The following is a 21,148-nucleotide window of genomic DNA, read 5'->3' on the forward strand; positions in this document are numbered from 1 at the left end:
TCAGACCAGCAAGCTCGTACTCTTCGCCATCTTCTCCCTGAAGGCCCGCCACTTCGTCTCCGGCAGTTCGGGCGGGCCGGGGAGAAGTTTGCGGACGACCGTGGCGCCGGGAGCCCAGGCGGCGTCGGGCAGGGTCCCCATCACGTCGGCGTACACCGACCGGAGGACCTCGGCCTGCGCGGCCCAGGAGAACCGGTGCTGCAGTTCGGGGTCGTCGGCGATGCGCTGGGCGATGCGGTCGCGGTCGGCGAGCACCGTCCGGACTGCCAGCACGAGGCCTTCCACGTCGCCCGCGGGGTAGACCGCGCCGAGGTCGAGCTCCTTCACCAGGTCGGCCTGCGCCGGGGTGTCGCTGGTGATGATGGACAGCCCCGCACCGATGTACTCGCAGAACTTGTTCGTCACCGCGATGTCGTGGTTCGGCGCGTGCAGCAGCGGACTGAGGCCGATGGTGGCCGAGCGCAGGTACAGCGGCACGACCTCGGCAGCGACGAACGGCGCCAGGTGCACGCGGTCCGCCACGCCCAGTTCGGCGGCACGGGCCTCCAACTCCGCGGTGACGGAGTTGGCCCGCGCGACGATCGCGAGGTGTACGCCGGGCAGCTTCGTCAGCGCCTCGACCGCCGTCCCGACGCCGCGGGCACGGTTGACGCCGCCGCCGTACACCAGCAGCGGCACGTCCTCGGGCAACCGCAGCTGCTCGCGCAGACCCTTGAAGTCGGCGTCCTCGGCGTCCTCGGGCGGCTCGACCGGCGCGTTGAGGACGACGTCGGGTAGCTCGGCCAGCTTGTGGTCGCGCTTGAGCCAATGGGCCAGCGGCTCGGACACCGTGATCACGCGGTCCGCGTCGCGGATGAACTCGCGCTCGAGATCGCTGTACGCCGCGACTCGCCGCGGAGCCACCACCGGCACACCCGGGATGTACTCGTGGGCGTCGTAGATGATCTTGATCGTCCGCCCGTCCAGTGCCGCCCGGTGCGCCGCGCGCGCCGCGATGCCGAGCATGAACACGTCGTGCACGTGGATGACCTCGATCAGGAGGCGGTCCAGCAGCGGGCCCAGCGTCAGCTCCTGGTCGACCAGCTCGGGCATCACCCGCCGCCAGCGCCCCGCCGGCAAGTAGCGGTAGAGCCTCAGCAGCCGCTCGCGCCGCTTGCCGATGCCCAGGTCGGTGATGTCGGCCTGCGGCTTGGTACGCCGGAACGAGTAGGCGCGGGCCTGGAGGATCGCGCGGTGCAGTCGCAACGTCCGCCAGCGCACCGCCCGCTGCAGCCGGTCGCGGACGGACCGCTGGGCGCGCACCGCCGAGCCGGGCTCGCCGCCGGCGCGCTCGTGGTCACGGCGGTCGCGGCCGCGGTCGCCGCGTAGCTCGCGACTCGCGTACTGCCAGCGGCCGTAGGCCAGCATGTACTCGGCCTCGGTCCTGAACCACGGCCTCAGGTTGGTCTTGAGGTTGGCCAGCCGCTTGCGCCACCCGGTCAACAGCACCTTCGACGGGATGACCGGGCACAGCACCTGCACCTTGCCGAAGTAGCGGACGCCCCTGAACCGGCGTCCGGGAAGGCCGATGCAGGTGACGTCGAGGTCCCAGTTGGCCACCGTCTGCGCGTACTTGAGCACGCGGGCGTCGACGACGATGTCGTTGCCGGCCATCATCACGACCTTGGGCCGGATCCAGGACGGTTTCCAGTCGACCGACACCGGACTTGATCGGCTCGACTGCTCGACGAACGTGGCCAGCGCGTTGGCCGACCAGCTGCCGTCGTGCACCGTCGCGACGAAGTCCGGTCCGCGGGCGGCGACCTCGCGGCCCCGCTCCGGGTGCGCGATCAGGTCGAGCACGACCTGCTCGACGGTCTCGGGGGTCGCGTCGACGATGGGCAGGTCGAGCCCGGTGTCCGCGGCCACGCGATCCCGGACGTGCTGAGCGATGTGCCCCACCACGATCCGGCCGGCCGCCATGGCCTCGCACGCGGCGACGCCGTAGCTGCCGATGCGGAACTGGTCGAGGACGATGTCGGCGTCGCGGTAGACGGCCGGCATGTCCGCCGGGTCGACACCCTCGACGCGGCGATAGGTGATCAGGCCCCGCTGCGCCAGGTTCTCCATGATCGGGTCGACGAGCTCGGAACCCTTCATGGCCGACTTGCTCGGCGCGTGCGCCACCACCGGCACCTTGCGCCCGAGCACCGGGGCGTCACTGCGCCAGGCATCGACATCGACGACCACCGGGCACCAGACCGCGTTGGGCACGTAGTCGAGGAGATCGGGGGTGGAGACGTACACGCGGCCCGGGTACGACGTGAACAGCTCGACGGCACGGGTCGAATTGCGTTCGAGCAGCTCGACGGTCTCGTCGTCGAGGTCGGGGAACGGCGACCAGGGCTCGGTCTCCGCGTGCCGGCTGGGGATCCGGACGTCAGAGCCGTGGGCGATGAGCCCCACCTGCAGACCCTTGGTGAGCAGATGCGGGATCTCGAAGGACCCGTCCGGTCCGTGCAAGGGACCGAAGATCGGCCGGGCCGCCTCGAGCAGTACATGCGTGTAGTTGCCCACGACATGGTTGTAGAAGTTCAGCCGCCACCGAGGATTGCGCCGATACGTGCGGGCGGGCACGCCGTAGTCGACCTGGTAGTCGAGCACGCCCTTGAAGAAGGCGAACGAGGTCGCCTTCGTGCCGGGCACCCGCTCCTCGATCGCGCGCGCCCACCGAGTGCCCTGCCCCGCGAAGTTGGCCGGACCAACGAGCAGCCGGACGGAGGCGTCGAGCCGTGCCGGCATACCGTCGCGCGGGTCCGAGTTCCGATCCACAGTTGTTCTTCCCCCACGGTTTGACATTTAAGGACTAGACCGGTATCAGGTCAGACTTGCCCCTTGGTTTTGTGTCTTGAGTCCCCCCGGACTCAACCTATAGATGCAGCGAGACTCTCGATTGGTTGCCAAGAATCGTCATTTGTTATCGAAGAAGGCCGCTGTAGCGGAGCAACTTGGGCGTCCAGAGACCGAGGGCAGCGACGGCGGCGACCAGAAGTACGGCGCTCACGAACGTGGTGATGCCGACGCCGTAGTGCTCGGCGAAGGCACCCAGAGCCAGGGATGCCAGGGGCATGATGCCGATCGCCAGCTCCTGGACGCCCAGGGCGCGGCCGTGCAGGGACTCGTCGGTGGTCATCAGGAGCAGCGTCGTCTGCAGTACGCCGAACGCCGCGCTCATCACCCCGATCGCGGTCATCAGCACGAACGACACCATCGTGTCGTGGGACAGCGCGAACAGCGACCACAGCGTGCCCCAGATCGCCGTACCCACCACGAACATGCCGCCCTTGAACCGGAAGTCGCCCAGCCAGGCGATCACCAGCGAACCGGTCAGCCCGCCGACGCCGGCGCAGGTCAGGAGCCAGCCCAGTCCGGCTGCGTCGAGCCCGAGCGACTCCTGCGCGAACACCGGCATGAAGGACTGCGCGATCGGCCACAGCAAGGTGTTCGCTGCCAGCGTGATCAGGAGGACGGTCGAGGCCAGCCGGTTCCGGGCGAGGTCGCGGAGGCCGCTGGTGACCATCCGGAGCGCCGATCCGGTGTGCCCGCCGACCACCCGGCCGTACTCGCGCAGCGGCAGCAACGCGGCCAAGGAAATGGCATACCAAAAGGTCGAGACCCACAATGCGGCCGGCGCGCCCAGGCCGGTGATCATCAATCCGCCGATCGCAGGCCCGATCACCTGCGTCATGTTCAGCGCCATCGAGTTCAGCGCGTTGGCGTTGCTGAGGTTCTCCCGGCCGACCAGGTCCATCACGAGCGATGCGCGGGCCGGCTGTGACGGCGACTGCGCGAGTCCGATCGCCAGGCCGCCGACCACGAGCACCCAGTACGGCGCCTTACCGAGCGAGGCCAGCGTGGCAACGGCACTGACCGCCACCAGCGCCCACGAGGCCGCGACGATCAGCAGCCGCACCCGGTTGTGCCGGTCCGCGAACGCCCCGGCGAACGGCCCGAGCAGCAACGGCGCCAACCGCACCGCCGTGTAGACGGCGACCAGGAAGTCCGAATGCGTGGTCTCCCAGGCGAGCCACCCGAGCACGAGCGTCTGCGTCCAGACGCCGCCGAAGAAGAACAGGTTCGAGAACCAGAACAGCCGGAACGCGCGGTTGTCCCTCAGGGAGCCCAGTGTGCGTCCGACGGCAGTGCCGGTGCTCACACCTGGAGTTCGCCGTCGCGCACGACGACCTGCCCGCCGGCAATCACGTACTCGCGACGCGGTGCGCGGACCAGCACGTCCGGCGCGTTCTCGGCGTCGAGCAGCACGATGTCCGCGCGAGCGCCCACGGTGAGGCCGTGGTTCTCGCGGTGTACGAAGGAGGCGCCGTACGTCGTCGCGAGCTCGACCGCGTACGTCAGGTCCTCGTCGGTACGGAGCCCGTGCAGCCGCGCGAACCCGCGGGCGATCTGCAGCAGATCACCATCGCCGTACGGCGACCAGAGGTCACGGATGCCGTCGGTGCCGAGGCCGATCGGGACGCCCGCCGCGCGCATCTCGCGGAACGGTAGCGGTGCCGAGGTGGCCGGGGCGACCGTGGTCCAGGAGATCCCGGCCGCGCCGAGCTGGTCTACCATTTCGCTCCGCCGCGCCGGGGCCAGCTCACCGAGGGCGAACCCGTGCGACACGTTCACCTTGCCCTGCAGACCGGCCTGCACGGTGCGCTCGGCGATCAGCTCGTACTGGAACGCGCCGAGGTCACCGTGGTCGTGCAGGTGTATGTCGATCCCGACCCCGCGCCGGACCGCGATCTCGAACAGCGCGTCCAGTTGGCCGACCGGGTCGCGGTCGATCGTCGCCGGGTCGAGCCCGCCGATGCTCGTCGCTCCTTCGGCCGCGGCCTTGTCGAGCAGATCGAGTACGCCGGGCCGCCGGAGTACGCCGTCCTGCGGGAACGCGACGATCTCCACCTCGACGGCGCCGTCCAGCGCGGCCGCGGCCTCGCGGACGTTGGCGATGCCACGCAGTTCGACGCCGAGGTCGACGTCGACGTGCGTGCGCGTCGCCGTCGTACCGTGCCGGAGGAACTCACGCAGCACGGCCTTCGCGCCGCCGACGCTCGGAATGCCGTACTTGTCCCGCTCGGCGCGCTCGTGCGCGATCCGGCCTTGAGTGGTCGGCTCACCGCCGTACGACACCCACGGCCGGCCCCACCAGCTCTTGTCGACGTGCGCGTGCGCATTGACGAAGCCCGGCAGCGCCAGCAGCCCGCGTCCGTCGATCCGCTGGTCTGTCTCCGCACTGCCCTCGGTGCTGCTCCCGGTGCTGGTCTCGGTGCTGCTCCCGGCGGGGGAGAGGTCCGCGATCACGCCGTCGACGATTGTCACGTCGACCGCGTCGCCGCCCCACGGGTGCACGTCAGCAAGCAGCAAAGAGGTCATGCCGAGAATGGTATACCAAACTGCGCGGTGCCTTCACTCCATGCCGCGGCTGCTCCGGAACAAGACGTGCGACTGGGCCAAGTGCTCGGCGGCAAGGCGTTCGGCGGCCGCGACGTCCCGGTTGGCGATCGCGGTGAACAGCTCCAGATGCTGGCCGGCGACCGCGATCAGGTCGTCGTGCTGGGTCAGCAGCCAACGCATCCGGCTGCGCAACGGGCGCTCGATCTCGACCAGCAGTTCGTTGGACGCCAGCTCGGTCACGAGCTCGTGGAAGTCGGCCGCCTTCCGCCGCGCGACGACGGCGTCCTTCGCCCGTGCCGCGGCCAGTTGCTCGTCCAGAACCGCCCGTAGCCGGTCGAGTCCTTCCCTGGTACGCCGTTCCGCCGCGAGCCGGAACGTCAGCGGCTCGAACGCCTCCCGGACCTCGGTCAGATCGGCGATGTCGGAGTCGGTGAACGTCCGCACGACCGCCCACGAGCGCGGCCGCAACGTCACCAGGCCCTCGCTGACCAGCGCCTTCAGCGCCTCCCGCACCGGCACCCGGCTGACATCCAGTGCGGCGGCCAGTTCCCGCTCGACGAGTCGCTGTCCAGGCCGCCGTACGCCGTCGAGGATCTCGCCCCGTAGCTGTCGCGTGACCCGCTCGGTCTCGGACTCCCGACTGTCGCTCATCGACCCTCTCCAGCTTTTGGTATGCCATTCACGGCCATTCACAGCATGGCGTACCGGCGGCTGCCGGGCGAATCAGCTCGCGGACTTCTCCTTGATCAGGTCCTCGACGGCCTTCGGGATCGTGGTCTCGAAGTCGAGCAGCTTGGCCCACGTGAGCGTGATCGTGATGAGCACCATCTCGTCGTACAGGGCCTTCACGCCTTCGACCCAGCCCGGGTACTGCTCGTCGGTCATGACCTTGTGGCCGGCGACGAGGTAGCCCTCGGGGACGCCCGGGACGGTGGTGAGCTCGGCGGTGCCGCGGAGCAGCAGCACCTTGGGCGGGAACGCGCCGGTGTCGATCGTGAGCGCGACCTTGGGGTTCTTGCGGAGCGCGGCGACCTTCGCGGACTTCGGCACGGTGGCGATCACGATCTGCTCGCCCTCGACCCAGAACCCGATCGGGATACACCGCGGGTCGCCGTCCAGGCCGTCGTAGGCGAAGCGGGCCGGCTCGGAGCCGTTCAGGAGCTGCTGCGCGTACGGCTTGGCGAGGATCTCGGCGATCTGCTGCTGGTTCATCTCGGTTTCCAATCTGAGGAGGCTGGTTCTCATCAGGGGGACGGAGCTGCCGCGGGGTTCTCGACATCGATAGGTTGGCGAATCGTGGAAAGTTTTGACTTCGGTCGCGGAACGGTCCGGCTCGCCGACGACGGGGCGGTCGCGCAGGTGCTGCACCCGGACGGGCGGTGCGTGCTGCTCGACTCGGGCGCCGATGATGCAGTGCACGACAGCCTGCATGCCTGGGGCAAGGGCTTCGTGATCACCGACCGCGGTGCGTACCGGTTCGATGCCCCGGGGTTCACCCGGTGGCGGAGCAGCGGCATCGACCTGATGTACCGGGTCGGCGACCTCGAGCTCCGCGTCGGGCGCCGCTTCGGGGAGCAGTGGACCGAGACGTACGAGCTGCGCAACACGAGCGAAGCCACCATCGAGATCGGGTCCCTCGCGATCAGTACGCCGTACCGCGATGTCTACACGTCGAGCCGGGAGAGTCTCACCGGCGCGGTGCATGCGCACGTCTGGACCGGTGGCGCGGACGCATGGGTCTGGGCGGTCCCGATGGACGGCAGTGGACCCGGACTCGGGCTGCAGCTCAAGGAGGGCGAGCTCTGGGCGTACTCGGTCGAGTCCCGCGAGCCCGGCACGAGCAGCAACATCCGCGGCCACATCTACCTCCACGTCACCGACCACGCACGGGTACCCGGCGCGATGGGCGGCCAGCCGGCGATCACGCTCGCACCGGGAGCGTCGTACCGCTGGACCTGGCAGCTGGCCTGGTACGACGACCTGCCCGCCTTCCACGCGGACCGCGCACCGCTCATCGACGCAGACCGCCTCGCCGCCGAGGTCAACGAGACGATCGAGCTCGACGACGGGCGCGAGATCACCAGCGCCGAGCCCGGCCTCAGGTACGTCGAAGCGCCCGACGGCAGGTCCCGGATCGCGGTCCTTTTCCACGAGCCGCTGCGAACGATCGCCGAGCGCCGCGTCCGCTTCGTCCTCGACCGTCAGCGACGACCGGAGCTTCCCGACAGCCGCAAGTACGCGTTTGTGCCGTACGACAACGAGAGCGGGCTCACCGTCCTGTCCAGCGCCTGGCGCGACTGGTCCGACGCCCGCGAACGCGTCGGCATGGCCCTTCTCCTGCAGGAGGTCCGCGACCGCGGCTGGGGCGACCGCGCCGAGCTGGACGAGGCACTGGCCGGCTACGAGCAGTTCGTCCGCGAGCATCTGCTCGACGAGCAAGGCACGATCCAGGACGACAGCGTCCACCAGAACGCCGTACGTCTCTACAACTTCCCGTGGTTCGCCCGCTTCCTGCTCGGCCAGGGCGATCGCGCCGCCGCGACCCGCATCCTCAACCGGTACTACGAACTCGGCGGCGACCACTTCCTCGCCTTCGACCTCGGGCCGCTGCTCAGCGAACTCGGCCTGCACGAGCACCTCGTCCGGCACGCGAAGACCTTCATCGGGTACGGCGACGAGCTGCCGCCGCACGAGGTCAACTACGAGCAGTCGATGGTCGCCCCGCTCCTCGAGCTGCTCGTTTCGGCATACCGAATCGCACCGGACCAGATCGACGGCGCCGAGCTGACCCGCCGCCTCCCGTGGCTGACCGCGTTCGCCGCCGACCAGCCCGACGTACGGCTGCGGCACGTGGCGGTCCGGCACTGGGACGGCTACTGGTTCGGCCGGCTGCGCCTGTGGGGCGATGTCTTCCCGCATTACTGGTCCGCGTTGAGCGCGGTCGTGTACGCCGCTTGGCCGCGGGAACTCGTGACACCCGAGCAGGCCGCGTGGCTGGATCGCGCGGAGGACGCGATCCTCCGCGCGAACCTGGTCAGCTTCGCCCCGGACGGATCGGCGACCTGCGCGTTCGTGTACCCGAGCTGCGTCAACGGGCAGCCCGCCCACGTCGCCGACCCGCTCGCCAACGACCAGGACTGGGCCCTCGTCTACGCGCTACGACAGGTCAGCTGAGCAGCGCGGCGTTCTGACGTTCGAGCACCTTGACCGAACCGCCTTCCCAGCTCGGAGCCAGTGCCGCGGACTGGGGATCCGGGAAGATCTCCTCCTCGCCGGCTGCGACGCCGTCGAAGATCGCCCGCGCGACCGACGCCGGTGCTGCCTTCGGCACGTCGAGGTCGCGCGACATCTCGGTGTCGGTCGGGCCGGTGAGGACGGCGTGGACCCGCACGCCCCGCGGGGCGAGCAGCGCACGCTGCGACTGGGTGAGCGAGAACGCGGCCGCCTTGGAGATCGAGTACGCCGGGATGATCGGGACGGATGCGATCGCCGCCACGGACAGCACGTTGACGATCGCTCCCCGCGCCGCGACGAGGTGAGGCAGGAACGCTGTGGTGACGGCATGTGGCCCGAAGAGGTTGACGGCCAGATGCTGTTCGAGCAGTGCACGGTCTCCGAGGTCGTCGTACGCCGCGATGCCCGCGTTGTTGATCAGGACGTCGAGGGAGTTGACGGTCTTCGCCGCTGCCTCGATCTGGGCCTCGTCGGTCACGTCCAGGCTCAGGTACGTCACTCGTGGGTCGGCGTGGGTGAGGGGGACCCGCGTACCGGCGTACACGTGCTCGACGCCTCGGCGCAGGGCTTCCTCGACCAGAGCACGCCCGATGCCGCGGTTGGTTCCGGTGATCAGGACGCTGCGGTCCGCGATGGGGTTCGGCATGGTGATCTTCTCCGTTCAGTTCTCACGGTGCTTGCACAGGAGATAGACGGCGGTGAAGACGCGAACTGGTCGTTGGGGAATCGATCAGTTCGGGGGAGCCGCGGTGTCAGAACCAGTGCGAGGAGAATGACGACGGAGGTGACGAATGCCTGACGAGCTGCTCCACCGGGCGCGCGAAGGTGACCGCGAAGCGTTCGCGGCGCTGGTCGAGCCGCATCGCGGTGAGTTGCAGGTGCACTGCTACCGAATGCTCGGGTCGCTGCAGGACGCGGAGGACGCGCTGCAGGAAACGTTGCTCTCGGCATGGATCGGGCTGAGCGGCTTCGAGGAGCGGTCCTCGGTCCGCACCTGGCTCTACCGCATCGCGACCAGCCGGTGCCTGAACGCACTGCGGTCGACGTCGCGCCGACCGGTGCCGGCGGTCCCGCTTCCGGTTCCGGCGCCCGAACCGTCACGGTCAGGGGAGGTGCTGTGGCTGCAGCCGTATCCGGATGTCCTGCTGGAGGGCCTTCCGGATCAGTTACCGGGACCTGAGGCGCGGTACGAGTCCCGTGAGGCGATCTCGCTTGCTTTCATCACCGCGGTACAGCTGCTCCCTCCGAATCAGCGCGCCGTACTGCTGCTGCGCGACGTACTGGGCTATCGGGCGAGTGAGACGGCGGAACTGCTCGGTCTCACCGAGGCCGCGGTGAACAGCGCGCTTGCTCGCGCCCGGGCGACGATGGACGCGAAGGCGACCGACCGATCGCCTGTGCACGGCGTGCACGGCGGCACGGACGAGCGGGCGTTGACCGACCGGTTCGTCGAGGCGTTCACGGCGCAGGACGTCGATGCGCTGGTCGCGCTGATGACCAGTGACGCGTGGGTGCGGATGCCGCCGCTGCCGTTCGAGTACCAGGGCACCGAGGCCGCGCACCGGTTCTTCACCGCGCTGGCCGGCCACCGGCGGCAGATCGCCGCCATGGTCCCGGTCGGCGCGAACCGCCAACCGGCCTGGGGCGAGTATCTGCGTGACCCGGTCACCGGCGGCCTGCACCTGATCGGGGTGCTGGTGATCGGCATCGCCGGGGACCGGATCGACGAGATCACCCACTTCGAGACCTCGGTCGCGCCGTACTTCGGTCTACCGCGGACTCTCGCCGAGAGTTAGGAGCAGCTCCCGGAGCTGGGTCATCACGTACTCGTGCACGCTCGTCCCGTACGAGATCCGGGTCGCACCGGCCGCCGCGAGCTCGGCCGGCGTCGGTCCACCGGTTTTCGCATGCCCGTTGATCGGCCCGCCCACAGCCTCGGCCACCTGGGCCAGCTGGTCGAGCGGCGCGAGGATCGGATACACACAGTCCGCCCCGGCGCGGCGGTACTCGCGTCCCCGCCGTACCGCCTCGTCGACCGGGTCGTCCACCGGGCGAATGAAGGTGTCGACGCGCGCGTTGATCACCAGCTCGGCCCCCGCGGCGGCCCGTACCTCGGCCAGATAGTCCGCCTGCCGGGCGATGTCGACCAACGCGCCGTCGACCGAGTCCTCGAGGTTGCAGCCGACCGCGCCGGTCTCCAGCAACCGCTCCGCGAACTCCTTCGGCGGCAGACCGTACCCGGCCTCCATGTCGGCCGTCACCGGTACGTCGACGGCGCGGGCGATCCGCGCCACCGCGGCGAACATCTTCTCCGGCGGGGTCAGCTGCCCGTCGTCGTACCCGAGCACGCGCGCGACCGCGCCGCTGCTGGTGGCCACCGCGGAGAAGCCGGCCTCGGCAACCAGACGTGCGCTCACCGGGTCCCACGCGTTCGGGAGAACCAGGGGAGTGCCGCCGTGGTGAAGTGCTCTGAACAGTTCGGCTGTCATCGCTGCGACCTCACGGCTTGTAGTGGCCGGGCTCCATCCGACCGGTGACCCCGACGCGGGTCCACATGTTGATGGTGATGATCAGCGCGATCAGCTGCGCCAGGTCCTTCTCGTCGAACGCCTGCGCGGCGACCTCGTAGACGTCGTCCGGGACGTGGTCGACGCTGATCAGCGTGATTGCCTCGGTCAGCTGCAGCGCGGCCTTCTCCTGCTCGGTATAGAACTTCGACGCCTCGCGCCACACCGGGAGCAGGGTGATCCGCTGCTGCTGGTCCTCGCCGAACTGCAGCAGGTCGAGCGAGTGCATGTCGGTGCAGTACGCGCACCCGTTGATCTGCGAGGCCCGGATCCGCACCAGATGCGCCAGCTTCGGGTCGAGGCCGTGGTCCGACACCCGGTCCAGCTCGATCATCGCCTGGTAGAAGTCCGGCACCAGATTGGCGAGCTTGACCCGCCGCGTCGTAGTTGTGCTCATGCCTTCAACCTAGGCGTGAACCGGCCCAGCGGCATGGTCCAATCCTCGCAGAGATCGGGGGGCCAATCGTCAGGCCTTGGGGCGACGCACCAGACGACGCCAGGAGCGGCTCATCGGGTTCCCCGGCGCTCGCTTCTGGATCGGTTTGAGGAGCTCGTCCACGGCCGACCCCATCGGTGCCAGGTCGTCGGTCGGCGTCGGCGCGGGCTTTGTCGCCACGGGCTCGGGTGTGGTCGGGGTACGACGGAATACAGACATGACATCCCCTGGGGGAGAGGGCCGGTGCGGCCGGCACCTCAAGCGGATGTCAACGATTCCGGAACTACCTCGACACTACTCCTGTCTGGTCCGGAAAGCGCTAGCCAAGACCCAGCATTCACGCGGTGGTGTTTACGTGCCACCGTCGGCGGTGATCTCTTCTGCGCGTAGCCATCTGGTGGTCTCGGGCTGGTTCTCGTCGTCGTCCTGGTACTGGACGAGGCCGTGCCAGCCGGACAGCTGGCGGTCGCAGCCGATGAGCCATCCCGATCGCCAGTCGCCGCGGATCCGGACGTGGACGTGAGCGGGCAGCTGCAGGCGGTCCAGCCGGTAGGCGTCGTGGTCGACGGGTTCGGTCATGAGGTTTGCACCGCCGAGGTCGGCAGAGCTGCCGCCTGGCGAAGCTGCTCGCCGACGGAGTGCATGTGGCGCAGGCCTTGCGCGTACGAGTCGATGACGCCGGTGGACAGGTACGGAACCCCGACGCGTTGACAGTAGGCACGGACGGCGCCCTGTGCGTGCCGCAGGTTGGCCCGCGGCATGTTCGGGAACAGATGATGCTCGATCTGGTAGTTCAGGCCGCCCATCAGCCAGTCGGTGACCGGGTTGCCGTTGACGTTCCGCGACGTACGCACCTGCTTCTCCAGATGCCCCCAGTTGGTCCCGCTGTCCGGCATCTCCATGCCCTTGTGGTTCGGGGCGAACACGCTGCCGAGATGCAGTCCGAAGAGGGCGTGGTGGAGCACGGCGAAGACGATCGCCTTCTGCGGCGACACGACCAGCAGCAACCCGCCGAAGTACACGGTCAGGTGGGCGGCGATCAGGCCGAGCTCGATCGCGGCGGTGCGACGCGGCCGGCGGCCGAGCAGGTAGGTGATGCTGGAGACCTTCAGTGCGATGCCTTCAAGGGTCAGCAGCGGGAAGAAGATCCGGGCCTGGTTACGGCTCAGCCAGCCGTACAGGCCGGTGCGGCCTTCGGCTTGGTCGAGCGTCCAGACGAGTACGCCGGCGCCGACGTCGGGATCCTTGTCCGTGTGGTTCGGGTTCGCGTGGTGGCGGTTGTGCTTGTCGTTCCACCAGCCGTAGCTCATCCCGAGCAGCAGGTTGGCGTGCAGCCGGCCGACGGCGTCATGGAGACGGCGCGAGCGCCCGATCTGCTGATGTCCCGCGTCATGGCCGAAGAACGCCGCGCGTGTGGTGAAGAGCGCGGCGGGTACGGCGAGCAGCAGCACCAGCCACGAGTTGCCGAGCAGGATCAGCCCTGCGACGACAGCGGCCAGGCAGAGCAGGTTCACAGCGATCGAGACCAGATACCGGCCGGTACGCCGTTCCAGCAGGCCGGACGTCTTGATCTCGCGGAGCAGCGGCGCGAAGTCGCTGCCTTTGGATCGTTCGGGGCGGTTCAGGAGGGTAGCGGCCGAAGCCATAGGAATCCTCGCATCGTGCGGGCCGGGTCGGGCCGATGGTGTTCCACGGCGGCATTCCTGCGCGGGTCCGGGCGCCGGTCACGAAGACGAGAAACTCTGGTCTGAAAGGTTCAACGATCCACGGCGGACAGAAATTCCGGTGCCGTCACCAGCGGACGAGTTTCCAGAGTTCTGGGTGGGGGTCTTGGTCCGTGTCGTGTGAGGCGCCTACCTCGGCGAAGATCGTCACGGCTGACTTCAGGTGGCGCATCGACTCGTCGGGGTGGCCCAGGGCGTGGTGCAGGTCGGCGAGGTTGTTGTGCAGCGCGGCCTCCCGGTGCCGGTCGCCTTGCTCGGTACACAGGGCGAGCCCGGTGGTGGCGAGTTCGAGTGCGGGTTCGAGGTCGCCGCGGGCGCGGTGAGCGAGGGCGAGGTTGTTCAGGGCCGCGACGCGACCGGGCAGATCCCCGATCTGCTCGGCGAGGTCACGGCCGGCCTCCAGATGCCGGAAAGCCTCGTCGAACCGGCCGGAAGTGGTCGCGAGCATGCCGAGCATGTTGTGGGCCTGGCCGAGAGCTCGCTGGTCACCCGACTCCCTGGCATACGCGAGGGCCTGCTCGGCGAGGTCTGTCGCTCCTGCCGCATCGCCTGCTTCCTGGCGGGTCAGGCTGAGATCGGCCGTGACACCGGCGAACGCGGCAGGCTGGTCGGGTGGCAGGACGTCCAAGGCCGCACGGAAGTGTGCCTCGGCGAGGGCCCACTCGCCGCGCCGGTGACACAGACGTCCGAGCCGATGTTCGATCCCCGGCAGGTCACTCGGAGCTGCCTCTGCGGCCGCCAGTTCGTAGCTACGCATCGCGGCCGTGTAATCCCCGGCGAGTGTCTCGAGGTCGCCGATCGAAGCGTGCAGCGCCGACGGCTGCTCGTGTCCGAGCGCCAGCGCGGCGTGGAAGTGTTCGAGAGCTTCGGCGTTGGCATAGACCTGCCTGGCCTGCTCGGCGGCGCCGGCGTAGACGCGGGCGGCCTCCTGGTCCTGGCCGGCGAGCTCGAGGTGCCGGGCGATGGCCGCGTCAGGACCGCGTACGGCGCGCGCCGCTCGGGCATGGAGCAGCCGGCGCCGCGCGAGACCGGTGTCGGCGGAGACCAGTCTGCGGAGCTGGTCGTGGACGAAGTCGTACTCGAGCGGGCCCTCGTGGATCAGCCCACGACGTACCAGCTCCTCCAGCGCGGCGACGGTCTCCTCGTCGGAGCGCCCGCTGACGGTACGGACGGTGTCGACGTCGAACGATCGTCCTAGCACCGCGGCGGCGGTCAGAACCTGCCGGCCGGTTTCGCCGACAGTGTCGATCCTCGCGCGCAGCAGGTCGTTGACGCCGGACGGGACCGGCCAGTTCTCGTCCGAACCGGTCTTCAGAGCGTCGAGATACTCGACCACCAACAACGGCACGCCTTCGGTTTCGGCGTACAAACGGCGTGACAACTCACGGTCCAGCTCAGGATGTGCGGCAGCAAGCAGTTCTTCGATCGCGTCGACCCCCAGGCGATCGAGCCGTCGTACGGAGGCAACGCCCCGTGCGGCCGCCGCGATGAGGCTGCCGGGCGGACGGTCCGCGGGGGTTCGCCAGGTGAGCACGATGAGCAGCCGGCGGCCGGCGAGACGCCGTACGCCGTACCTCAGCAGCACCAGGGACGCCTCGTCGAGCCATTGCGCGTTGTCGATGTGGATCACGCCCGGGACCGTCCCCGCGACAGCGCCCGCGAGGGTGTCCCACGCACCGGCCAGGAACCTGGTTTCGGCGCCCGGACTCTGTGCGTCGACCCTCGATCGGGTCTCGGTGAGCTGGGGCAACAACCGCGACGCCTCGGCGAGTGCCTGAGCCGGTACGTCGGCGATCCATCGGCTGTCCTCGTGCAGGCGGGCGCGCAGTGCGTCGAGCAGCGGCGCGTAGGCCAGCGTCGCCTCGTCCTCGTACGCGCGCCCGGCCAGGACGGCCGCACCGTTCTTGCGCAGGTCGAGGAGCACTTCCTCGACCAAGCGGGTCTTGCCGACGCCGGCCTCGCCCTCGACGACGACCAGCCGACCGTCGTGATCGATCGCGTCGTAGAGCGCACGCAGCGCGCGCAGATCCTGATCACGTCCGACGAACGGCGTCCGTGCTGTCTCAGGCTCCTCCGGCGCCGAGGCAGAGGTCGCGGTGGACGGCGGGCCGACGAAGGCGCCGGCGTTGATTGCCTCGTAGAGCTCGGTGGTCTCTGGGAGCGGCGAGACACCGAGCTCGCGCGAGAGGGTGCGAAGGCACTGGCGGTACTGGAGGATTGCGGCGGCGCGATCCCCGGTGCGGGCGTACAGCCGGATGACCTCGCGGTGTGCCGGCTCGTGCAACGGGTCGAGCGACACCCAGCGGCGAGCGTGATCGAGGGCGGCCGGCAGGTGGCCGCCCTGTTCCTCGTCGGCGGCCAGCCGGGCGAGCGCGGCCGTCAGCTCGCGGCGCAGCTCGTCGGCCTGGTTCCGGGACCAGTCCTCGAAGTCGGGTGCGTCCCGCAGACCGAAGCCCTCGAGGAAATCGCCCCGGAACACGTTGACGGCCGCAGCGAGATCGTCATCGGCCAGCAGGGCCCGGAACCGGTCGACATCGACGGTCAACCCAGCCGATTTCACCAGGCGTACGTGGTCGCGGGTGGTCTCCAAGAGCTCAGGACCGATCGCGGCCCGCAGCGTGGACAGGGTCCGCCGCAGCGCACCGCGGGCCCGTTCGACGTCGCTGTCCGGCCACAGCAGGTCGACCAGTGCGTCACGGGGCCGCGGCCGGTCCGCCATCGCCAGATGGGCGAGCAGAGCCATCGCCTTGCGGGTGTCGAACCCGACGAGCGTGCCCGCCCGCTCGACCCGCGGCGGCCCCAACAGACTGACCTCGATCACCGCATCCCACCCCCGGCGCCGGCTGCGCAGGCACCGCGCACCGAAACCGTAACGATTCTTGCACGGTCGAGCGCGAACCTGTCGTCACCTGACGGATCAGGAGTTCCATGCCTGCAGGGGGAGGGGGACACGTGACGGACCGAGTGCGTGCAGCTGCCCGGTTGGCCTGGCCGGCATGGGCGGCATGGGCGTTGTGGGGTCTGTGCGTCATGCTCACCGCAGTCGCGCTTGTACTCTTCGTCATCAACGGCGATACCAGACCGGCGGACTCCTACGGCTCTCTGGATGCCGTCATCGATATCGGCGTCCTGGGGTTCCCAACGGTCGGCGCGGCGATTGTCGCCAGGCAAGGGGACAACGCGATCGGTTGGCTGCTCCTGGCAACCGGTCTGGGGAACGCGGTCTCGCAGGCCCTGCTCGAGTACGGCGCGTACTCCCTGCTTCGCGCACCGGGCACAGGGCCCGGCGGAGCCTGGGCAGGCCTCGTGGCCGATGCCGTCATCTGGCCCTCCGTCGCGGGCACTTCGATCCTGATGTTCGCGCTCTTCCCGACCGGACACGTGCCGTCGCGGAGATGGCGGTGGCTCGTGTGGGCGGTGGCGGTCGACGTAGCTGCCTACGTTGCCGGGACCCTCCTCGATCCGAGGGAACTGCACTACTTCCCAACGGTCCCGAATCCGTTTCCTGCAACGAGCCCTGTGATGGCGGCGGTCGGGCGAGTCGCCGCACCTGCCCTCGGTTTCGGGCTCCTTCTCGGGATGGCTGCACTGGCGCTTCGCTTCCGGCGAGCACGAGGGGTGGAGCGGCTGCAGATCTCCTGGATGTTCTACATCGCGGCCATGCTGTTCGTCTCCATTCCGATCACGACCGCGTTGTCGTCCGTCAACTTCCAGATCGGTGACATCCCGGTGGACGAGCTCTTCTACGCGGGCTTGCTGATGACCGTCCCGCTGGCCATTGGCATGGCGATCCTGCGGTACCACCTGTACGACATCGACGTGGTGATCAACCGGACGCTGGTGTACGGCGCTCTGTCCGTGACCCTGGCCGCGGCGTACGTCGGTAGCGTCTTGTTGCTGCAGTCGGTCTTGAGCCCTGTGACGCGGGGGTCGGGCGTCGCGGTCGCGGTCTCGACACTCCTGGTGGCCGGGCTGTTCCGCCCGGTGCGGTCGCGGATCCAGGCCGTGGTGGACAGGCGGTTCTTCCGGCGCCGGTACGACGCCGCTCGCACCCTGGAGGCGTTCGGCACGCGGCTGCGCGACCAACTGGATGTCGACGCGCTCGGCAACGACCTGCAAGCTGTGATCGCCGACGCCATGCAACCGACCCACGTGTCGTTGTGGGTGCGGGGGTCCGGCCGATGAGCGCCCGCGCCGCCCGCCTGCTCGCGTGGAGCCTGTTCGGGCTCTTCGTGGTGTTGGCCGCGGCGACTCCGGTGCTTGTTGCGATTCGCAACGGCCATGCATCGGATTCGCTGGTCGCGCTGGGGATCGGTTTCGCGTTCGTCGGTGCGTTGGTCGCGTCGCGGCAACCCGCGAACGCGGTCGGCTGGCTGCTCCTCGCCGCTGCTGTTGCCCTCGGCCTCGATACGTTCACGACCGTCTACGCGAGCCGGTCTTCATCGCCCGGGGCGCAATGGGCGGGGTGGCTCAACAGCTGGTTGCTGTTCGTGTGGCTCTATGTCCCGGCCCTGTTCCTCGTCCTGGTGTTCCCGGCCGGACGGCTGCTGTCGCGCCGGTGGCGGACTGTCGTCTGGCTCGGCATGGGTGCTGTCACGGCCGACATCGTCGGAACCGCCTTCGCGCCGGGCGTCCTCGAGATCCCCGCGGACCAGCCGATCCGAAATCCGCTCGGCATCGCAGGGCCCGTTGGCGAGGCGCTCTCCTGGCTGTCCGGCGCCGGCGAGCTGCTGGCGGCCGGCACGCTGGTACTCGGTGGGTTGTCCGTCTTCCTGCGCCTGCGCCGAGCGCACGGCCGAGAGCGTCAGCAGGTCACCTGGTTCGCCTACATCTGCATCATGGCGCTCGTCCCGTTCGTCGTACTCGCGCTCGTCAGCCTGGTCGCGGGCGATGACGTCGCACCCTGGCTGAACATGGTGCAGGTGATCGCCTGGTGGTCGCTGGTCGCCCTCCTGCTCATCGGCCTGCCGGCCGCGATCGGCATCGCGATCCTGCGGCACAGGTTGTACGACATCGACATCGTCATCAACCGGACGCTCGTGTACGCCACGCTCACGCTGACCCTCGGTACGGCGTACCTCGGCAGCGTCCTGCTCCTGCAACTGGCGCTGGACCCGCTGACCCAAGGGTCGGATCTCGCCGTGGCGATGTCGACACTCGCGGTGGCGGCGTTGTTCCGCCCGGCCCGGCGCCGGATCCAGCTGCTCGTGGACCGGCGCTTCTTCCGGCGCAAGTACGACGCCGCGCGCACCCTGCAGGCGTTCGGTTCCAGGCTGCGCGACCAACTGGATGTCGATGCGCTGGGCAACGACCTTTCGGACGTGGTGCGGGAGACCGTACAGCCCACCCACGTGACGCTGTGGTTGCGAGGCTCGCGATGAAACGGTGGATTCCGATCGGTCTGATCTGGTTGCTCGCGGTCGGTGTCCCGGTGGTCGGCGTCGTGAACGAGATCACCACCAGCGGTGGATTTCCGACGTCCGCCGGTTGGTTGGTGTTCGTCCTGGCGTTCGTGTCGGTCGGTGCGCTGATCGTCTCGCAGCGTCCCCGCCATCCGATCGGCTGGTTCCTGCTCCTGGCCGGGGTCAGCTCGGTGCTGGTGGGAGCCGCCGGCTTCGTGGCCGGGCAACTCGACAGGTTAGGACTGGACCGGTTGGTCCCCGTGGTCGGTTGGTTCTCGACCTGGGGCTGGATGCCGGTCTGGCTGCCACCCACCTTCGGGCTGCTGCTCTTTCCGACCGGCCGACTGCCGTCCAGGCGCTGGCGTCCGGTCGCCTGGCTCGCCATCGGCGGCTTCGTGGTACTGCTGGTCAGAGCCGCGTTTGCGCCGGGGCCGATGGAGGACACCGGACGGGACAACCCGCTCGGGATCGACGTCGGCATCGATGTGTGGGCTCCGTTGACCGCGGTGGGAACGATCGCGCTGCTGACAGCGGTCGCACTGTCGGTCCTTTCGCTCGTGGTCCGTTATCGGGGCGCACGCACGGTCGAGCGGCAGCAGATCAAGTGGCTCCTGTACGCCGCCCTGCTGCTCGTCACCGGTCTCTGCGCACTGGTCGGGTTGGACATCGTGGTCGGTGACGACGGTGCCTACTCGGCCCTGATCCCGTCGGTCGCGCTCGCCACCGTCCCAGTCGCAACCGGGATCGCGATCTTGCGGCACCGGCTGTTCGACATCGACGTCGTGGTCAACCGGACCCTGGTCTACGGCGGGCTGACAGTCTCATTGGGTACGGCGTACGTCGGCATCGTCTTGCTGTTGCAGCTGGTACTGCGCCCGCTGACCGAGGAATCCGGCCTGGCGGTGGCTGTGTCGACCCTTGCGGTCGCGGCGTTGTTCCGGCCGGTCCGGTCGCGGATCCAGGCCGTCGTGGATCGGCGCTTCTTCCGGCGCAGGTACGACGCGGCCCGGACGCTGGCGGCGTTCGGCGTCCGGCTGCGCGACGAACTGGACGTCGATGCCTTGGGCCACGACTTGCAAGCCGTGGTGCGCGACACCATGCAGCCGGCCCACCTGTCGCTGTGGCTGCGGAGTCCCCGATGAGTGCCCGTGCCGTACCTGTCATGGCCTGGTTGCTGGCCGGTGCGGCAGTGGCTCTGACTGCGACCTCCGCCGGCCTGGCTGCGGCCGCCGGAACGCTCGACGTCGGCTGGGGAAGCCTGGGCATCGTGATGGTGCTGGTCTTCTGCACGGTCGGAGTGATGATCGCGACCCGTCACCGGCGCAACCCGATCGGCTGGATCTTCTGCGCCTCCGCTGTGGCGAACGGCCTGGGTGGACTGGCCAGCGGGTACGCCGACTACCGGCAGGTCGGATCGAGTTCCGCCGGATCCCTCGCCGAGGCAGCGGCCTCGTACGCGACCGTGTCATGGATCCCGGTGGTCCTCGTGCCCGTGGCGTATCTGCCGCTGCTCTTCCCTGACGGCCGGCTCCCGTCCCGTCGCTGGCGACCCGTGGCCTGGTCCGCCGCGCTCGGAATCACGGCCGCGTTCCTGACGTCGGCTACACAGCCGGGCGCGCTCGAGGACTATCCCGGCTTGGCGAACCCGTACGCGATCGACAACGTCGTACGGACGACAGGCGAGGGCCTGTCCGCGCTGGTGGTGCTGTGCGCCCTCGTCGCCTCGCCGCTGGCGCTGATCCTGCGATTTCGCAGAGCGGGTTACGAGCAACGCCAGCAGATCAAGTGGTTGGTCTGGGCTGGGGCACTCGCGGCCGCCGCGATCGCGATCGGCACCGCCGGCTACGACCTGCTGACACCCGCGGTCGCGAACGTCGCGATCATGCTCAGCGTTCTCGGCCTGCCTGTTGCCACGGGCATCGGTATCCTGCGCCATCGCCTGTACGACATCGACGTGGTGATCAACCGCACCATCGTGTACGGCGTCCTCACCGTCACGTTGGCCGCGGGCTATCTGGGCAGTGTGCTCGTGTTGCAGCTCGTGCTGCGTCCGGTGACGCACGGCTCGGGACCCGCTGTCGCGGTGTCGACCCTGGCGGTGGCGGGGTTGTTCCGGCCGGTGCGGTCGCGGATCCAGGCCGTGGTCGACCGGCGGTTCTTCCGGCGCCGGTACGACGCCGTACGCACGCTCGAGGAATTCGGCGTACGGCTCCGGGAGCAACTGGACCTGGATGCGCTGGGCGTCGACCTGCGCAACGTGGTGAACGACACCATGCAACCCGCTCACGTGACGTTGTGGCTGCGTGACCGTAACGATTCCCGGACGCCGGGTCCGTAGAAAGGGCTTGT

Annotated in this window: 18 protein-coding genes; 6 read left to right on the forward strand and 12 right to left on the reverse strand. The window is 69.1% G+C overall.

Going from position 1 to position 21,148, the window contains the following annotated elements; genetic code table 11:
- The 5 genes from EV647_RS34975 to EV647_RS34995 all read right to left on the reverse strand — a co-directional run bounded on the left by EV647_RS34975 (position 1) and on the right by EV647_RS34995 (position 6,648).
- The gene (locus EV647_RS34975) at positions 1–2,811 is read right to left on the reverse strand and encodes a glycosyltransferase (protein ID WP_166680499.1); all 2,811 of its coding nucleotides are present in this window, start codon (positions 2,809–2,811) and stop codon (positions 1–3) included.
- A 145-nt stretch (positions 2,812–2,956) separates the two neighbouring features.
- Positions 2,957–4,195, reverse strand: a complete 1,239-nt coding sequence (locus EV647_RS34980; protein ID WP_134010779.1) for an MFS transporter — start codon at positions 4,193–4,195, stop codon at positions 2,957–2,959.
- Positions 4,192–5,415 (reverse strand): amidohydrolase, encoded by a 1,224-nt coding sequence (locus EV647_RS34985; RefSeq protein WP_134010781.1) that lies wholly within the window; start codon positions 5,413–5,415, stop codon positions 4,192–4,194. The genes EV647_RS34980 and EV647_RS34985 overlap by 4 nt, the downstream gene beginning before the upstream one ends.
- A gap of 33 nt (positions 5,416–5,448) precedes the next feature.
- Positions 5,449–6,087 (reverse strand): GntR family transcriptional regulator, encoded by a 639-nt coding sequence (locus EV647_RS34990; RefSeq protein ID WP_134010783.1) that lies wholly within the window; start codon positions 6,085–6,087, stop codon positions 5,449–5,451.
- Between the two features lie 72 nt (positions 6,088–6,159).
- Entirely contained in the window at positions 6,160–6,648 is a 489-nt protein-coding gene (locus tag EV647_RS34995; protein WP_133788115.1) for a pyridoxamine 5'-phosphate oxidase family protein, read from the reverse strand.
- 84 nt (positions 6,649–6,732) lie between these two features.
- On the opposite strand from EV647_RS34995, the gene EV647_RS35000 reads away from it, so the two are divergent.
- The gene (locus EV647_RS35000) at positions 6,733–8,610 is read left to right on the forward strand and encodes a hypothetical protein (protein WP_238177554.1); all 1,878 of its coding nucleotides are present in this window, start codon (positions 6,733–6,735) and stop codon (positions 8,608–8,610) included.
- On the opposite strand, the gene EV647_RS35005 is transcribed toward EV647_RS35000, so the two are convergent.
- A complete protein-coding gene (locus tag EV647_RS35005; protein WP_134010785.1) occupies positions 8,603–9,316 on the reverse strand; it encodes an SDR family NAD(P)-dependent oxidoreductase in 714 nt (237 codons plus the stop codon). The genes EV647_RS35000 and EV647_RS35005 overlap by 8 nt on opposite strands.
- A 145-nt stretch (positions 9,317–9,461) precedes the next feature.
- On the opposite strand from EV647_RS35005, the gene EV647_RS35010 reads away from it, so the two are divergent.
- The gene (locus tag EV647_RS35010; RefSeq protein ID WP_134010787.1) at positions 9,462–10,466 is read left to right on the forward strand and encodes a sigma-70 family RNA polymerase sigma factor; all 1,005 of its coding nucleotides are present in this window, start codon (positions 9,462–9,464) and stop codon (positions 10,464–10,466) included.
- On the opposite strand, the gene EV647_RS35015 is transcribed toward EV647_RS35010, so the two are convergent.
- The 6 genes from EV647_RS35015 to EV647_RS35040 all read right to left on the reverse strand — a co-directional run bounded on the left by EV647_RS35015 (position 10,440) and on the right by EV647_RS35040 (position 16,218).
- The gene (locus EV647_RS35015; protein ID WP_134010789.1) at positions 10,440–11,159 is read right to left on the reverse strand and encodes an isocitrate lyase/phosphoenolpyruvate mutase family protein; all 720 of its coding nucleotides are present in this window, start codon (positions 11,157–11,159) and stop codon (positions 10,440–10,442) included. The two genes, EV647_RS35010 and EV647_RS35015, sit on opposite strands and share 27 nt — an antisense overlap.
- Before the next feature lie 10 nt (positions 11,160–11,169).
- Positions 11,170–11,634 (reverse strand): carboxymuconolactone decarboxylase family protein, encoded by a 465-nt coding sequence (locus EV647_RS35020; RefSeq protein WP_134010791.1) that lies wholly within the window; start codon positions 11,632–11,634, stop codon positions 11,170–11,172.
- 69 nt (positions 11,635–11,703) lie between these two features.
- A complete protein-coding gene (locus EV647_RS35025; RefSeq protein ID WP_134010793.1) occupies positions 11,704–11,892 on the reverse strand; it encodes a hypothetical protein in 189 nt (62 codons plus the stop codon).
- Positions 11,893–12,024: 132 nt separating this feature from the next.
- The gene (locus EV647_RS35030) at positions 12,025–12,252 is read right to left on the reverse strand and encodes a hypothetical protein (protein WP_134010796.1); all 228 of its coding nucleotides are present in this window, start codon (positions 12,250–12,252) and stop codon (positions 12,025–12,027) included.
- Entirely contained in the window at positions 12,249–13,319 is a 1,071-nt protein-coding gene (locus EV647_RS35035; RefSeq protein ID WP_134010798.1) for an acyl-CoA desaturase, read from the reverse strand. The genes EV647_RS35030 and EV647_RS35035 overlap by 4 nt, the downstream gene beginning before the upstream one ends.
- Positions 13,320–13,464: 145 nt before the next feature.
- A complete protein-coding gene (locus EV647_RS35040) occupies positions 13,465–16,218 on the reverse strand; it encodes an AAA family ATPase (protein WP_134010800.1) in 2,754 nt (917 codons plus the stop codon).
- Between the two features lie 131 nt (positions 16,219–16,349).
- On the opposite strand from EV647_RS35040, the gene EV647_RS35045 reads away from it, so the two are divergent.
- The 4 genes from EV647_RS35045 to EV647_RS35060 are packed head-to-tail and all read left to right on the forward strand — an operon-like array spanning position 16,350 to position 21,137.
- Complete coding sequence (locus EV647_RS35045) at positions 16,350–17,582, forward strand: hypothetical protein (protein ID WP_134010802.1); 1,233 nt, start codon at positions 16,350–16,352, stop codon at positions 17,580–17,582.
- Entirely contained in the window at positions 17,579–18,778 is a 1,200-nt protein-coding gene (locus EV647_RS35050; protein ID WP_134010804.1) for a hypothetical protein, read from the forward strand. The genes EV647_RS35045 and EV647_RS35050 overlap by 4 nt, the downstream gene beginning before the upstream one ends.
- Positions 18,775–19,941, forward strand: coding sequence for a hypothetical protein (locus EV647_RS35055; protein WP_134010806.1), 1,167 nt, complete (start codon positions 18,775–18,777; stop codon positions 19,939–19,941). The genes EV647_RS35050 and EV647_RS35055 overlap by 4 nt, the downstream gene beginning before the upstream one ends.
- A complete protein-coding gene (locus EV647_RS35060) occupies positions 19,938–21,137 on the forward strand; it encodes a hypothetical protein (protein ID WP_134010808.1) in 1,200 nt (399 codons plus the stop codon). The genes EV647_RS35055 and EV647_RS35060 overlap by 4 nt, the downstream gene beginning before the upstream one ends.
- Positions 21,138–21,148 lie beyond the last annotated feature (11 nt).

Source organism: Kribbella sp. VKM Ac-2566 (genome assembly GCF_004366005.1).
GTDB classification, from domain to species: domain Bacteria; phylum Actinomycetota; class Actinomycetes; order Propionibacteriales; family Kribbellaceae; genus Kribbella; species Kribbella pratensis.